Source organism: Planotetraspora thailandica, assembly GCF_016863335.1.
Taxonomy (GTDB): Bacteria; Actinomycetota; Actinomycetes; order Streptosporangiales; family Streptosporangiaceae; genus Planotetraspora; species Planotetraspora thailandica.
The window spans coordinates 83,163-98,503 of the sequence record NZ_BOOR01000003.1; the positions used below are offsets into that span (position 1 = coordinate 83,163).

Annotated in this window: 12 protein-coding genes; 7 read left to right on the top strand and 5 right to left on the bottom strand. The window is 70.4% G+C overall.

Annotated features, from left to right (window positions below):
- The first annotated feature begins 206 nt into the window (after positions 1–206).
- From Pth03_RS00840 to Pth03_RS00860, 5 genes are all read left to right on the top strand, one after another.
- Positions 207–1,193: an ABC transporter permease gene (locus tag Pth03_RS00840; protein ID WP_203942112.1), complete on the top strand. Its 987-nt coding sequence runs from the start codon at positions 207–209 to the stop codon at positions 1,191–1,193.
- Positions 1,194–1,245: 52 nt separating this feature from the next.
- Positions 1,246–3,021 (top strand): ABC transporter substrate-binding protein, encoded by a 1,776-nt coding sequence (locus Pth03_RS00845; RefSeq protein ID WP_203942113.1) that lies wholly within the window; start codon positions 1,246–1,248, stop codon positions 3,019–3,021.
- A gap of 85 nt (positions 3,022–3,106) precedes the next feature.
- Positions 3,107–4,120, top strand: coding sequence for an ABC transporter permease (locus Pth03_RS00850; protein ID WP_203942114.1), 1,014 nt, complete (start codon positions 3,107–3,109; stop codon positions 4,118–4,120).
- Positions 4,117–5,142: an ABC transporter ATP-binding protein gene (locus Pth03_RS00855; RefSeq protein WP_203942115.1), complete on the top strand. Its 1,026-nt coding sequence runs from the start codon at positions 4,117–4,119 to the stop codon at positions 5,140–5,142. Before Pth03_RS00850 ends, Pth03_RS00855 begins: the two co-directional genes overlap by 4 nt.
- Positions 5,143–5,187: 45 nt before the next feature.
- Positions 5,188–6,204 (top strand): ABC transporter ATP-binding protein, encoded by a 1,017-nt coding sequence (locus Pth03_RS00860; RefSeq protein ID WP_203942116.1) that lies wholly within the window; start codon positions 5,188–5,190, stop codon positions 6,202–6,204.
- A gap of 70 nt (positions 6,205–6,274) precedes the next feature.
- Here Pth03_RS00860 and Pth03_RS00865 read toward each other — a convergent pair whose 3' ends face one another.
- From Pth03_RS00865 to Pth03_RS00885, 5 genes are all read right to left on the bottom strand, one after another.
- On the bottom strand, positions 6,275–8,812 hold the full coding sequence (locus tag Pth03_RS00865) for an ABC transporter permease (protein ID WP_203942117.1): 2,538 nt from the start codon (positions 8,810–8,812) through the stop codon (positions 6,275–6,277).
- The gene (locus Pth03_RS00870; protein ID WP_203942118.1) at positions 8,809–9,612 is read right to left on the bottom strand and encodes an ABC transporter ATP-binding protein; all 804 of its coding nucleotides are present in this window, start codon (positions 9,610–9,612) and stop codon (positions 8,809–8,811) included. The genes Pth03_RS00865 and Pth03_RS00870 overlap by 4 nt, the downstream gene beginning before the upstream one ends.
- Positions 9,613–9,747: 135 nt before the next feature.
- Positions 9,748–10,431, bottom strand: coding sequence for a response regulator (locus Pth03_RS00875; protein ID WP_203942119.1), 684 nt, complete (start codon positions 10,429–10,431; stop codon positions 9,748–9,750).
- 58 nt (positions 10,432–10,489) lie between these two features.
- Positions 10,490–11,689, bottom strand: coding sequence for a sensor histidine kinase (locus tag Pth03_RS00880; protein ID WP_203942120.1), 1,200 nt, complete (start codon positions 11,687–11,689; stop codon positions 10,490–10,492).
- Positions 11,690–11,844: 155 nt separating this feature from the next.
- Entirely contained in the window at positions 11,845–12,720 is an 876-nt protein-coding gene (locus Pth03_RS00885) for a RecB family exonuclease (protein ID WP_203942121.1), read from the bottom strand.
- A gap of 154 nt (positions 12,721–12,874) precedes the next feature.
- Here Pth03_RS00885 and Pth03_RS00890 point away from each other — a divergent pair, with 154 nt between their 5' ends.
- Together Pth03_RS00890 and Pth03_RS00895 are read left to right on the top strand one after the other, a co-directional pair.
- Positions 12,875–14,044 (top strand): site-2 protease family protein, encoded by a 1,170-nt coding sequence (locus Pth03_RS00890; protein WP_203942122.1) that lies wholly within the window; start codon positions 12,875–12,877, stop codon positions 14,042–14,044.
- A gap of 201 nt (positions 14,045–14,245) precedes the next feature.
- Positions 14,246–15,341: hypothetical protein (locus tag Pth03_RS00895; RefSeq protein WP_203942123.1), on the top strand; the 1,096-nt coding region annotated here is incomplete at its 3' end.

The window sequence follows — 15,341 nt, forward strand, 5'->3', positions numbered from 1 at the left end:
AATCACAGTTGAGCCACAGGGGCTCTCAGGGTCCTGGTCACCGCAGCTCAGGGCATACATTGTCCGTTCCAGAGGCACCGTGTACCAAAGCGGACCTCATGGACAATGTCGCCTGCGATCCCAGGGGGTCCGACACCCATGGCCGCGCAAAGCAAGGTCATCGAGAAACACAGCGCCTTGGTCATGGGGCCGGACAAGGAGGTTCAATGACCGCGCCGCTGGACGCGCCCGGCTCGGATTTAGGGCCCGGCATCCTCATCGCAGAAAGGCCGGGCATCCCCATCGTGGGCCGCTCGCTCGGTCAGATCGCCTGGATGCGCCTCAAGCGTGACAAGGTCGCCCTCGCCGGCGGCTTAGTGGTGATCCTCCTGATCCTCGTGGCGATCTTCGCCCCGCTGATCGTCAAGGTCCTGGGCCAGGATCCCACGCAGTTCAACTCGGACATGATCGACCCCGCCACGCTGGTGCCCAAGGGCGGTACGGGCATCGGCCCCGACCACCTCTTCGGCGTCGAGCCCGTCAACGGCCGCGACATCTTCAGCCGGGTCGTCTACGGCGCCCGCATCTCGCTGCTGATCGCCTTCCTCGCCACGGTGTTGTCGGTCGTCATCGGCACCCTGCTCGGGGTCACGGCGGGATACTTCGGCGGCATCGTCGACTCGATCATCAGCAAGACGATGGACGTCTTCCTGGCCTTCCCGATCCTGGTTTTCGCCATCGCGCTCGCGGGCGTCATCCCCGACACCGCGTTCGGCCTGAGCGGCGACACCCTGCGCGTCTCGCTGCTGATCTTCATCATCGGCTTCTTCAACTGGCCGTACATCGGGCGCATCATCCGCGGGCAGACGTTGTCGCTGCGCGAGCGGGAGTTCGTCGACGCCGCGCGCAGCCTTGGCGCCCGCGGGCCGTACATCATCTTCCGCGAGATGCTGCCCAACCTGGTCGCGCCGATCCTCATCTACGCGACGCTGCTGATCCCGACGAACGTGCTGTTCGAGGCGGCGCTGTCGTTCCTCGGCGTCGGCGTCCGGCCGCCCACCCCGACGTGGGGCGGCATGTTGTCGGACGCGGTCCGGTTCTACACCGTCCCGCATTTCATGTTCTTCCCCGGTATGGCGATCTTCATCACCGTCCTGGCTTTCAACCTGTTCGGTGATGGCTTGAGGGATGCCCTCGATCCGAAGGCTCGATGAGCTTTCCCGATTTCCCGTAAGTCCCCGGCTCCACCAACCAAGGGGTTAGTAGATGCAGAAAACAACGAGACTGGGTGTGGCCGCCCTCGGCGCGCTCCTCACCCTCGGCCTCGCCGCCTGTGGGGGCGGTTCGGGCAGCAGCACACCCTCGTCCTCCGGCGGGGGCACGGCGGCCGGAGGGACGGGCACGTTCAACGCCGCGCTCACCGGTGTGGTCGACCCGTCCGACAAGAAGGGCGGCATCCTCAAGTTCGCGAACGCGGGTGACTGGGACTCCCTCGACCCGGGCGACACCTACTACGGCTACTCCTGGAACTTCATCCGGCTCTACGGCCGCTCGCTGGTGATGTTCAAGTCGGCTGTGGGCAAGGAGGGCAACGAGCTGACGCCCGACCTCGCGGAGGGCCTGGGCACGCCGAGCGACGACGCCAAGACCTGGACCTACAAGCTCAAGGCGGGCATCAAGTTCGAGGACGGCACCCCCGTCACGTCCAAGGACGTGAAGTACGGCGTCGAGCGCTCGTTCGACAAGGAGGTGTTCCCCGACGGGTACACCTACTTCAACGACTTCCTGAACTGGCCCAAGGACTACAAGGGCGCGTACAAGTCCAAGGGCGTCAACACCGACAGCGCGATCGAGACGCCGGACGACCAGACGATCGTCTTCCACCTGAAGCAGCCGCTGAGCAACTTCGACTACTTCGCCCAGCTTCCCGCCACCATCCCGGTCCCCGCGGACAAGGACACCGGCGCGAAGTACAAGGAACACGTCATCGCCACCGGTCCGTACATGTTCAAGACGAACGAGATCGGCAAGGGCTTCAGCCTGGTCCGCAACCCCAACTGGGACCCGGCGACCGACCCGAACCGCAAGGCCCTGCCCGACGGCTACGAGGTCTCGACCAACGTCAACGCCGACGACATCGACAACCGGATCCTCGCCGGAGACCTGGACGTCGACATCGCGGGCACCGGTGCGCAGCCGGCCGCTCTCGGCCGCATCCTGCCCGACCCGACGATCAAGGCGAACACGGACAACCCGACGGGCACCCGCCTCTGGTACACCTCGATCAACGGCAACGTCCCGCCGCTGGACAACATCGACTGCCGCAAGGCCGTCGAGTACGCCGCGGACAAGACCACCCTCCAGACCGCGTGGGGCGGCGAGTTCGCGGGCGGCCAGATCGCGACCAGCCTGCTGCCGCCGGCGATCCCCGGCCACGAGGACTTCAACACCTACCCGCCGGGCGCCGACAACAAGGGTGACCTGACCAAGGCCAAGGAGGCCCTGACCGCCTGCGGCCAGCCGAACGGCTTCGAGACCAACATCTCCTACCGGGCCGAGCGTCCGAAGGAGAAGGCGGCCGCCGAGGCGCTGCAGCAGTCTCTGGGCCGCGTCGGCATCAAGCTGACCCTCAAGCCGTTCCCGCAGGCCGACTACTTCGCCCTGTACGCCGGCAAGCCGGGCTACGCCAAGGACAACAAGCTCGGCCTGGCCATGAACGGCTGGCAGTCGGACTGGCCCGACGGCTTCGGCTTCCTCCAGCAGATCGTCGACAGCCGCGTCATCCGCGACACCGGCGGTTCGTCGAACGTCAGCGTCCGCGACCCCGAGGTCGACAAGCTGATCGACCAGGCGATGGAGCAGACCGACGCCAACGCCCGCAACGCCATCTGGACCCAGATCGACAAGAAGGTCATGGATGACGCGTACATCCTGCCGAACGTCTGGGCCAAGGCTCTGCTGATCCGCAGCAAGAACGCGTCGAACGTCTTCGTCAACGACGCGTACGGCATGTACGACTACCTCGGCATGGGCGTCAAGTAACCCCTGCCTATCCGATATCCGCACTACGCGTGAATGCGGCAAGGGGGCCGGTCCGTGAGGGCCGGCCCCCGGAGCCGGGGGGACTGTGGTCACATACATCATCCGGCGGCTGATCTGGGCGGTCGTGATGCTCTCGATCGTGAGCATCATCACGTTCGGCATCTTCTTCCTCGTCCCGCGTCTGGCCGGCGCGACGCCGGAGGACCTGGCGGCCCGCTACGTGGGCAGGACCGCCACGGAGCAGCAGGTCAAGCTCGCGGCCGAGCAATTGGGCTTCAACGACCCGCTGATCGTCCAGTACGGGCGGTTCGCGAAGGGCATCGTCGCCGGCGCCGACTACAACAACGGCCCCAGCGTCGAGCACTGCCCCGCGCCCTGCTTCGGGTACTCCTTCCGCACCCGTCTGCCGGTCTGGCCCGACCTGCTCGACCGATTGCCCGTCACGATCTCCCTGGCGATCGGGGCGGCGGTCATCTGGGTCATCGCCGGAGTCGCGACCGGTGTGGTCTCGGCGCTACGACGCGGAAGCTTCTTCGACCGAGCCGCGATGGGCGTCGCCCTGGCCGGCGTGTCGCTGCCCATCTTCTTCACCGGCATGGTGTCGCTGGTGTTGTTCAGCTACGGCCTGCACATCACGGCGCCGGGCAACGTCTACACCCCCTTCCTCACCAATCCGCTCACCTGGGCGTACGACCTGCTGTTGCCCTGGATAACCCTGGCCTTCCTCTACGCCGCCAACTACGCGCGGCTGACCCGGGCGGGCATGCTCGAGACGATGAACGAGGACTACATCCGCACGGCGCGGGCCAAGGGCCTGGCCGAGCGCACGGTGGTCCTCAAGCATGGTCTGCGCGGCGCGCTCACCCCCATCTTGACGATCTTCGGTCTCGACTTCGGCCTGCTGCTCGGCGGCGCGGTCCTCACCGAGAGCACCTACTCCCTGCCCGGCATCGGCAAGTACGCCATTGACGCGATCGGCTACCAGGACCTGCCCCAGGTCATGGGCGTGGTGCTCGTGGCGGCCTTCTTCGTGGTCTTCGCGAACCTGGTCGTCGACCTCCTGTACGCCGTGGTCGACCCGAGGGTGAGACTGGTATGAGTTTCCTTGAACTGAAGGACCTGCGGATCCACTTCCCGACCGACGACGGCCTGGTCAAGTCGGTCGACGGGCTGTCGTTCTCGCTCGAGCGCGGCAAGACCCTCGGCATCGTGGGCGAGTCGGGTTCCGGCAAGAGCGTCACCTCGCTCGGCATCCTCGGCCTGCACAAGGGCGGCCGTGCGCAGATCGGCGGCGAGATCTGGCTGGACGGCGAGGAGCTCGTCGCCGCCGACGCCGAGCACGTGCGCACGCTGCGCGGCAAGAAGATGGCGATGATCTTCCAGGATCCGCTGTCGGCGATGCACCCGTTCTACACGGTGGGCGCGCAGATCATCGAGGCGTACCGCATCCACAACGACGTCAGCAAGAAGGTCGCGCGCAAGCACGCCATCGAGATGCTGGGCCGCGTGGGCATCCCCCAGCCGGACCGCCGGGTGGACAGCTACCCGCACGAGTTCTCCGGCGGCATGCGGCAGCGCGCGATGATCGCCATGGCGCTGAGCTGCGACCCCGAGCTGCTGATCGCCGACGAGCCGACCACGGCGCTCGACGTGACCGTGCAGGCGCAGATCCTCGACCTGATGCGCGACCTGCAGCGCGACTTCAACGCCGCGCTGATCATCATCACCCACGACCTCGGCGTCGTCGCCGAGCTGTCCGACGACATCCTCGTGATGTACGGCGGCAAGTGCGTGGAGTACGGCACGGCCGAGGACATCTTCGAGCGGCCCGAGCACCCCTACACGTGGGGCCTGCTGGGTTCCATGCCGCGCCTTGACCGGGAGCGGACCGAGCGGCTGCTGCCGATCAAGGGCTCGCCGCCCTCGCTCATCAACGTGCCCTCCGGCTGCGCCTTCCACCCGCGCTGCGTCTTCGAGGACCGCACGGCGGGCAAGGGGTCGTCGCTCGTCCCCGAGCTCGTGGAAACCGAGGGCGGGCACCTGGTGCGTTGCCACCTTCCGCGCGACCAGCGGCGCTCCATCTGGGAGAACGAGATCAAGCCGAACCTGGAGGCGTCGTGAGGCGGCCGTCCGCGCGGGCAACCGCCGTCACCCGAGGAGAGTTCCATGAGTGAGCCCTTGCTGTCCGTCCAAGGGCTGGAGAAGCACTTCCCGGTCACCAAGGGGCTGCTGCAGCGCCAGGTGGCCGCGGTCAAGGCCGTCGACGGCGTCTCCTTCGAGGTCCGCAAGGGTGAGACGCTCGGCCTGGTGGGCGAGTCCGGCTGCGGCAAGACGACCACGGGCCGCCTGATCACCCGGCTGATCGAGCCGACCGGCGGGAAGATCGTCTTCGAGGGCAACGACATCACGCACATGTCCCAGGGCAAGATGCGCCCGCTGCGCAGGGACGTGCAGATGATCTTCCAGGACCCCTACAGCTCGCTCAACCCCCGGCACACGGTCGGCGCCATCGTCGGCGCGCCCTTCCGGATCCAGGGCATCAAGACCGAGCAGGGCGTGAAGAAGGCCGTCCAGGACATCCTGGAGCTGGTGGGCCTCAACCCCGAGCACTACAACCGCTACCCGCACGAGTTCTCCGGCGGTCAGCGGCAGCGCATCGGGATCGCGAGGACGCTGGCGCTCAAACCCAAGCTGATCATCGCCGACGAGCCCGTCTCCGCGCTGGACGTGTCCATCCAGGCCCAGGTGGTCAACCTCCTGGAGGACCTGCAGAACGAGCTTGACCTCACCTACGTCGTGATCGCGCACGACCTGTCGGTGGTGCGGCACATCAGTGACCGGGTCGCGGTCATGTACCTCGGCAAGCTGGTCGAGCTCGCCGACCGCAAGAGCCTGTACGAGTCGCCCATGCACCCGTACACGAACGCGCTGCTGTCGGCGGTGCCGATCCCTGACCCCAAGCGGCGTGTCGAGCGTGAGCGCATCCGCCTCCAGGGCGACGTGCCGTCCCCGCTCAACCCGCCGCCCGCGTGCAGGTTCCACACCCGCTGCTGGAAGGCACAGGAGATCTGCAAGACGGTGGAGCCGCCGCTGCAGAAGCTCGCCCCCGGACATGAGGTGGCCTGCCACTTCCCGGAGAACGCGCCCGCCGCCGCGGCCGAGGCCGCCCCCGCGGCCGTCTGAGACACCATTCCGCCGGTACGGCTCCCGCGGGAGCCGTACCGGCGGTGTTCTCGGGCCGTCATCGGGACCGTCACTGGGTGGCGATGGCCCGCAGCACGTCCATGCGGGCGGCCCGCCGCGCCGGCCAGACCGCCGCCAGCACGCCCACCAGGGCGGCGGCCGCCACATAGGCCGCGAGCTGCCCCGCCGGTACGGCCAGCACGTCGATGCCGTCGCCGGACAGGGCCCGCTGCGCCGCCCAGCCGAAGCCGACGCCGACCAGCACGCCCAGCAGCGACCCGAAGACCGAGATGAGCACGGACTCGTACCGGATCACCCGGCGCAGCTGGCGGCGTCCCATTCCGATGGCCCGGAGCAGCCCGATCTCACGCGTCCGCTCGATCACCGACAAGGCGAGCGTGTTGACGATGCCGAGGATCGCGATGAGGATCGACAACACCAGCAGCGCGCTGATCATGGCGAGGAGCTGGGAGACCCCGCTGCGGGCCTGCTCCTTCATGTCCGACTGGTCCTGCAGCGTCAGGTTGGGATAGGCCGCCAGGTAGCCGTCGAGCGCCTTGCGCACCGTCGCGGCGTCGGCCCCCGGCTCCTTGACGAGAAGCACCGAGGAGATCTGCCCGCCCGGGTAGTGGGCCGCGAAGGTGCTCTCGCCGAGGAGATACGACCCGGCCATCGGGTTGTCCTTGTACACCCCGGCGACGCGCACTGTCGCGGTGGCGCCGTCGGCGTACTGCGCGGCGATCCGGCTGCCGACGGTCCAGCCCTTGTCCGCGGCGGTCTTGGCGCCGACCAGGATCTCGTCGGTGCCCGCGGCCGCCCCGCCGGAGCTCATCTCCATCCGGAACGGCCCGGCCAGCCGCGCGGGGTCGCCCACGGTGGCGAACACCATCTCCCCGCCCAGCTTGACCTGGGCGTACGTCGTCGCGGTGGCCGACTCGACGCCCGGCACCCGGGCCAGCCCGGCCGCGACCGACGGGTCGAACGACTGCACCGGCCCGAACCCGCCGCCCGACGACACCTGGAAGTCGGCGCCCAGCGCGGTGTCAAGCGCCTTGTCGATGGATGCCGTCATGGACGACGCCAGCACCGACACCGCGGCGATCAGCGCCATGCCGATCATCAGCGCGGCCGCCGTGGCCGAGGTGCGCCGTGGGTTGCGCTGCGCGTTCCGGCTGCCCAGATTGCCCGTCGCGCCCGCCAGCCGCACCAGGGGCGTGCCCAGGGCCCTGGTGACCGGTCTGGCGAACAGCGGGCTCAGCATCGCCACGGCGAGGAAGACCAGCAGAGCCCCCGCGCCCACCAGGGCGAGCGCCTCACCCGCGCCCGACAGCCCCGCCGCGAGCACCGCGCCGCCGGTCAGGGCGAGCAGCCCGCCCGCCACGGCCCGCACGCGCAGCGACCGGGCCGGTGCGGCCAGGCCGTCCTGCAGCGCGGCCACCGGAGCGATCCGTGCCGCCCGGCGCGCCGGGAAGTAGGCCGCGAACAGGGTGACGGTCACGCCGACCGCAAGAGTCCACGCGATGGTCGACGGCTCGATCACGAGAGCGGTCGTGGGAAGGTCGGCGCCGACCGCGGAGAACAGGCCGCGCAGCCCGACCGCCAGCCCCGCCCCCGCAAGCAGGCCGGCGATCGAGCCGAGCAGCCCCACGCCGAGCGCCTCGCCCATGATCGAGCGGGTCACCTGGCGGCGCGACGCCCCGACGGCCCGCAGCAGAGCGAGCTCCCTGGTGCGCTGCGCCACCAGCATCGAGAACGTGTTGAAGATGATGAACGAGCCCACGAAGATCGAGATGACCCCGAAGGTCAGCAGGAACGTGCCGAGGAAGCCGAGCAGCTCCTTGACGTCGCCGGACGCCTCGTCGGCCGCCTGCTTGGAGGTGACGGCCTCATATCCCTTCGGCACGGCGGCGGTCACCCGCTGGGCCAGCTCGGCGGGGGTCACCCCGGCCGCGGCCTTGGCGACGATCCCCGAGTAGGCGCCGGGCCCGACCAGCAGCCGCTGCGCGGTGGCCGGATCGAAGGCGGCGTAGGTCACGCCGCCGGTGCGCCCGCTCTCGCCGACCTTGAACACCCCGACCACCTGGTACGGCTCGGCCGGACCCTTCGTCACGATCGTGATCCGGTCGCCGGTCGTGTAGCCGGTCTTGCCGGCCGTCACCGAGTCGATGGCGACCTCGCCGGGGCCCGCGGGCGCCCGGCCGTTCACGAGGCCGTAGTCGGACAGGGTCGCCGGCCAGGCGATGCCGAACTGCGGTGGGCCGTTGCCGCCAGCGATCTTGCCGTCCCTGCCGACGATCCCGGCGAAGCCCATCACGTCGCCCCGAGCCTCGGCCACGCCGTCCACCCGGCGGACCTCGTCGAGGACGGCGGCGGGGATCGGCTCGACCGTCATGCCGCCGTCGGCTCCCGTGAACGCCTGCTCGGCGCGCACGGTCACGTCGACCGTCTGCGTGCCCTCGTTGAACAGTTCGTCGAAGGCCTTGTTCGTCGTGCTGGTGAAGATCAGTGTGCCGGCCACGAACGCCGTGCCCAGGATCACCGCGATCCCCGTCAGTGCCAGGCGCAGCTTGTGCGCCTGGAGGTTCCTCAGCGTCAGCCGGGCGATCATCGGTCCAGGCCCTTCATACGCTCCAGCACCCCGTCGGGGGTGGGCTCGGGAAGCTGGTCGACGATGCGGCCGTCGGCGAGGAAGACCACCAGGTCGGCGTAGGAGGCCGCGACCGGGTCGTGAGTCACCATGACGATCGTCTGGCCCATCTCCCTGACCGAGCTCCGCAGGAACGACAGAACCTCCGCGCCCGCGCGCGAGTCGAGGTTGCCGGTCGGCTCGTCGGCGAAGACGATCTCCGGCTTGGCCGCCAGGGCCCGCGCGCACGCGACCCGCTGCTGCTGGCCGCCGGACAGCTCGGCCGGGCGGTGCCTGAGGCGGGGGCGCAGGCCCACCGTGTCGATCACCGTGTCCACCCACGCCTGGTCGGGGCGCACGCCCGCGATGTCCATCGGGAGGGTGATGTTCTCGAGCGCGGTCAGCGTCGGGATCAGGTTGAACGACTGGAACACGAAACCGATCCTGTCGCGGCGCAGCCGGGTGAGCCGCTTGTCGTCCAGGCGGGTCAGCTCGACGTCGCCGACGAAGACCTGCCCGGCCGTCACGGTGTCGAGGCCTGCCAGGCAGTGCATGAGGGTGGACTTGCCGGACCCGGAGGGGCCCATGATGGCGGTGAACCGGCCGCCCGGGATGCCGAGGGTGACGCCGTCGAGGGCGTTCACCCGGGCGTCGCCCGTGCCGTACACCTTGGTGACGCCGACCGCGCGCGCGGCGAGCGAGCCGGCGGAGCGGATCTCGTCCTCGGTCACCGGAGCGGCGCCGGCGAGCGGTGATCCCACGGAGGTCGTTCCGAATGTCATGGTTCGACGCTATGAGCGGCCCGCGGCGAAAGGATCGGTCTACGGGACCGACCCCGCCTGCCCCCGGGGCAGGAGACCTCAGGGCGACCCCTACTCCCCGAGGAGTAGCCGCTCAGGGTCTCGGGGTGGAGACGGTCAGGGCAGGGCGCCGGGGGTGATGAGCCCGGTCTCGTAGGCCAGCACCACGGCCTGCACGCGGTCGCGCAGCCCCAGCTTCGTCAGCACGTTGCCCACGTGCGTCTTGACGGTCGTCTCGCTGACCACGAGCTCGGCTGCGATCTCCGCGTTGGACATGCCTCTGGCGATCAGGCGGAGCACCTCCAGTTCGCGCTCGGTCAGGCGGTCGAGCCGGGCCGGGGTCGTCTCCCGGTGGACCGAGGGCAACCGGGTGGCGAACCGGTCGAGCAGGCGGCGGGTGACGCTGGGGGCGACGATCGCGTCCCCGGCCGCCACCACCCTGATGGCCTGCACGAGCTCGTCCGGCGGCACGTCCTTCAGCAGGAAGCCGCTCGCGCCCGCCCTGAGCGCCTCCACGATGTATTCGTCGAGGTCGAACGTGGTGAGCACGAGAACCTTCGGCACGTGGGCGCTCGGCGCGGCCTCGCGCACGATGCGCCGGGTGGACTCGATGCCGTCCATGCCCGGCATGCGGATGTCCATCAGCACGACGTCGGGCAGGAGCGCACGCGACTGGTCCATCGCGGTCGCGCCGTCCCCGGCCTCGCCGACGACGGTGACGTCGCGCTCGGCCTCCAGGATGAAGCGGAATCCCGTGCGCAGCAGCGGCTGGTCGTCCACCAGCAGGACGCGGATCGTCATCGGCGATCCGCACCCGGGCGCGCAGGCCTTCTTGGGGTGGAAGGAGACACCCTGATCGTCATGTCCTGTCCTTGAGGGGGAATCGGGCCCGGACCTCGAATCCGCCTCCGTCACGGGGGCCGATCCGCAGGACTCCACCATAAAGGGCCACACGCTCCCTGATGCCGACGAGACCGTGACCGGATCCGGCTCCGTTCTTGACGAGCTCCGCCGCGGCGCCCCGGCCGTCGTCCTCGACGTGGACCATCAGCTCGCCCGGCTCCTGCCGTACGGTGACCCACGCGCGGGCCGCCGGGCCCGCGTGCCTGAGGCTGTTGGTCAGCGCCTCCTGCACCAGGCGGTAGGCGGCCAGGTCCACGCCGGGCGGCAGGACGGGCGTCTCGCCCTCGATCCAGAGCTGGATGCTGAGGCCCGCCTCGCGCATCTGCTCGACCAGCGTCGGGAGGTCGTGCATGCCCGGCTGCGGTTCCCGCTCGGCGGGGCCGTCCGTGCGCAGCACGCCGACGATGCTGCGCATCTCCGCCATCGCGGTACGGCCCATCTCCTCGATGGCGGTGAGCGCGTCGCGAGCCACGCCCGGGTCGGTGTCGAGCATCCTGCGCGCGGCGGAGGCCTGAACCGTCATGACGCTGACGTGGTGCGCGACCACGTCGTGCAGCTCACGCGCGATACGCGAGCGCTCCTCGGCGCGGGCGGCGCGGGTGTCGGCCTCCCTGGCCCGCTCGAGCCGGTCCGCGCGCTGCGTCAGCTCGGCCAGGTAGGCCCTGCGCAGCCTGACGCTGCGCCCGACCACCCAGCACAACACGATGAGCACGGCGGTCACGACGTGGTCCATCCACGACATCGGCCGGGACGCCAAGAGGACGCCCGTGACGTATCCCACGCTGCAGACGGCCGCCGCCGCGAGGCTCAGTGCGAGTCCCCGGTAGGCCGCCACGGTGTACAGGAGCACCAGAGCGCCGGCGGCGCCGAGGCCGGCGTTGTAGCCGAGCGCGGCCGCCAGCGCCTCCGGAAGGCCGGTCAGCACGAGGACCACGAACGGCCAGCGCCTGCGCAGCGCCACCGGAAGCGTCGTCAGGGCCGCGAGCGACAGGTTGAGCCAGTCGGGGGATCGGACCGCCCCGCCCAGGATCTCGGGTCCCGCGAGCAGGATGAAGAGGAACGAGGCCGCCGTCAGCACCACCGCGAGGATCAGGTCGTTGATCGGGGGAGGGGGAATCCGGAGCCTGGACCGGAAATCGCCGGAGGTGGTGCGCACGTATTCAATCTAGGACGCGAGGGGAGCGCGCCACCCTGCGCGCGGCGGATATCCGTCTCCTTCGCACGGATGAGGGGGCGTACGCCGAGCGCGATACGACCTGCGGGGACCGGTACGCGTTCGCGGGTGTCCGAACTCCTCGCGGCGGGTGCACGTCACAGCTCGTCGGTGGCGGCCCGCCTCTGGTTCGCGCCGCGCCCGCCGCGGGGGGAGAGGCCGGGACGGTGGTCGGGCACGGGCGGCGGGGTGCCGCCGAACTCCGGGCACAACGCCTGGTGGTCGCACCAGTCGCACAGCCGCGAGGGCCGGTGTCGCCATTCCTTGGTGCGGACCGCCCGTTCGATCGCCTCCCAGAGCGCCTGCACCTTGCGCTCGGTGGCCCGCAGGTCGGCCTCGTCGGGGGCGTATCTGAGGATCTCGCCGTTGCCGAGGTACATCAGCTGGAGCACACGCGGCACCGTGCCGTTCAGCCGCCACAGGGCGAGCGCGTAGAACTTCATCTGGAACAGCGCCTTGGCCTCGAAGTCGTGCCGCGGCGCCGTGCCCGTCTTGTAGTCGACGACCCTGACCTCACCCGTGGGGGCGACGTCCAGGCGATCGATGTATCCGCGTAGCAGCAGCCCGCTGTCGAGCACGGTCTCGACGTACATCTCCCGCTCGGCCGGCTCGAGCAGCCGCGGGTCCTCCAGGGTGAAGTAGCGCTCCACCATCGACCTGGCCTGCGTGAGCCACTGGTCGCGCTCCTCGTCGGAGGAGAACAGCCCCGCGTACTCGGGTTCCCCGGTCAGCAGGCGCTCCCACTGGGGCTCCAGCAGGTCCTGGGCCGCGGCGACCGTCCTGGCCTCCGGCGGGAGGTCGTAGAGCCGTTCGAGCACGGCGTGCACGAGCGTGCCGCGCACGGCGGCGGGGGACGGCCGCTCGGGCAGCTGGTCGATCACCCTGAACCGGTAGAGCAGCGGGCAGGTCATGAAGTCACCGGCACGTGAGGGGGAGAGGGCGCCGATGATCGAGCGCTCTTCGGCGAGGGTCATGCCCCGCACTGTAGGCCACGGGGGCGACAACCACCGACGGGCGCCGCGCGGGGCCGTGCGCCGACGGGCCGGGTTCGCGGACCTGCCGCGAACTCGTAGGCTGATCTCACCTCGCGGCGCGTAGCATCGAGGTCGAGGAGATGAGGCGGCCGACATGAGTACACCTGCCAACCAGTCCCCGGGGCTGCGGATCGGGAGCCCCTTCGGCATTCCGGTGTACATCTCGCCCACCTGGCTGATCGTGGCGGCCTTCATCGCCTTCCAGTTCAAGAACGTGTTCGCCGCGAGCCTTCCCGGCTACGGCGACGCCGGCGCCATCCTCGTGGCGCTGATCTTCGCCGTGCTCCTCTACGCGTCGGTCCTGCTCCACGAGCTCGCCCACTGTGTGGTCGCCAAGCACTACGGCCTGCCGGTGCGGCGGATCGTCCTCTACATGCTCGGCGGGGTCTCCGAGATCGAGCGCGAGCCGGAGACGGCCGGCCGCGAGTTCAACGTCGCCCTCGCCGGTCCGGCGCTGTCCCTCGGGCTGGCCGTGATCGGGTATGCGGTGTCAGCGGCCCTGTTCGTCGAGGGGTCGATCAACCCGCTGCACATGGCGGCGAATCCTCCGATCGGGCTGATCCCCGTGCTGATCTGGCAGCTCTGGTTGTCCAACCTGATCGTCGGGATCTTCAATCTGCTGCCGGGCCTGCCGCTCGACGGCGGACGGCTCCTACGCGCGGGCGTGTGGAAGGCGACCAAGGACCCGGGCCGCGGCACCCTCGCCGCCGCCTGGGGCGGCCGCACCGTCGCCGTCGTCATCGTGGGCCTGGCCCTGCTGCCCTATGTGGCCGCCGGGCAGCTGCCGGACGACTTCTCCTGGCTCTGGTCGGTCGTGCTGGCGGCCTTCATCTGGCTCGGAGCCTCGCAGTCGCTGCGGGTGGCGCGGGTGCGGGCCAAGCTGCCCCAGCTGCGGGCCCGCACGCTGGCCCGCCGCGCGTTGCCGGTCACCGCAGAGGTGCCTCTGTCGGAGGCGCTGCGCCGGGCCGGAGCGGCGGGGGCCGGTGCGATCGTGGTGGTCGACCACGAGGGCAGGCCCGTCGCGATCGCCAACGAGTCGGCCATCAACGCCACCCCCGAACATCGCCGCCCCTGGGTGAACGTCGGCTCCGTGGCGCGCAGCCTGGAGCCGTCCATCGTCCTCGGGGCCGACCTCGAGGGCGAGTCGCTCCTCGACGCCATGCGCGGCAGCCCCGCGGCGGAATACCTGCTGGTCGAGCGCGGCGGCGAAGTCTTTGGAGTGCTCGTCACCTCGGATGTCAATCGTGTCTTCAGCGGGGTATGACCCTATTTCTGGGACATGGTCCGGTGGCGATGGCGCCGGATTGCCGTTCACCATGGATTTGCTACGTTCTGGGATGATCGATCCGGTGTCTGTAGCCGCCGCGTTCCGCACGTCACGACAGCGGCGCTGTGTCGGCCGGTGGCCAGATCCGGATGCCGATGGTCGGCTGGCGATTCCGGGGTGTTCGGGAGGGAGAGTTCTGTGACGGAACAGGGCGTGGGGGTGGTCCGCCCACTGCCGGGAGATGGCGTGGTCGCCCATCTGAACGGTTTGCTGCTCGTCTGCGCTCTGGAGAACCGGGCCCCGGAGAGCCCGGCCGCGGTGGACCAGCCCGTGGCGGACCTTCTGGCGGCTCTGCGGGAGACCGCCGCGACGGGCGGGGACGGCCGCGCGCTCGCGCGCCGGGTCGCCCAGGTGCTCGCCCGCGCCATGGACAGGTCGATCGCCGGAGAGCCGGTGTCCTGCGCCGTCGCCGGGCCTGCGGGAGGGGGTGTGGCCGTGCTCGTCAGCGGCAGCGCGACCGCCACCGTCTCCGGAGGACCCGACGGCGATGTCCGGCTGGCCGGACGTGAGGCGCTCACCTGGACCGACAGACTGGTCGCCGGACCGGTGGCCAAGATAGAGCTGCGCCTGCCGGGCGCCGGGCAGCCGGCGCCGTACGCCCGCCTGGACGGCGGCGTCGTCACGGGTGCGGGCGTCGAACTCGACCTCACCCGTGCCGGCGAGCCCGTCCTTCCGCCGCCGTTCGTCCGGCCCGCGCCGCCCCCGATGCCGCCGCACCAGCCGCCCGGGTACTTCGGGGCGCCCCCCGGCCCCGCCCAGCCGTTCCCTCCTTTCGAGCCGCCGGAGCCGCTCCCCGCGCGGGAGCCGGTCGTCCCGCCTCCGCTGCCGCCTCTTCCCCCCGCCGGGCCCCCGCCCGAGCCGGTGCCCGGGCCGCCCCCGCATGGTTTCGGCCTGCCCGCCCCGCTCGGGTCAGGGCCGCACGGCGCCGGCCAGCACGGCGCCGGCCAGCACGGGGCCGGCCAGCACGGGGGGAACGCGTCGAACGGGCCGGGACCCGTGCTTCCCCCGCCCCACCACGCCGATCTGCCTCTGTCCGCGCCGCCCGCGCCGTCTGGGCCGCCGCCGCATGCTCCCCACCCGCTCGACCCGGTCTCGCCCGGATCCGCCTTACCTCCGCTTCCCCCGCTGCCCGGCCCGGGAGCGCCCTTCGGAGAGCACGGAACGCCGCCGCCTTTCGGAGAGCACGGAACGCCGCCGCCTTTCGGAGAGCACGGAACGCCGCCGCCTTTCGGAG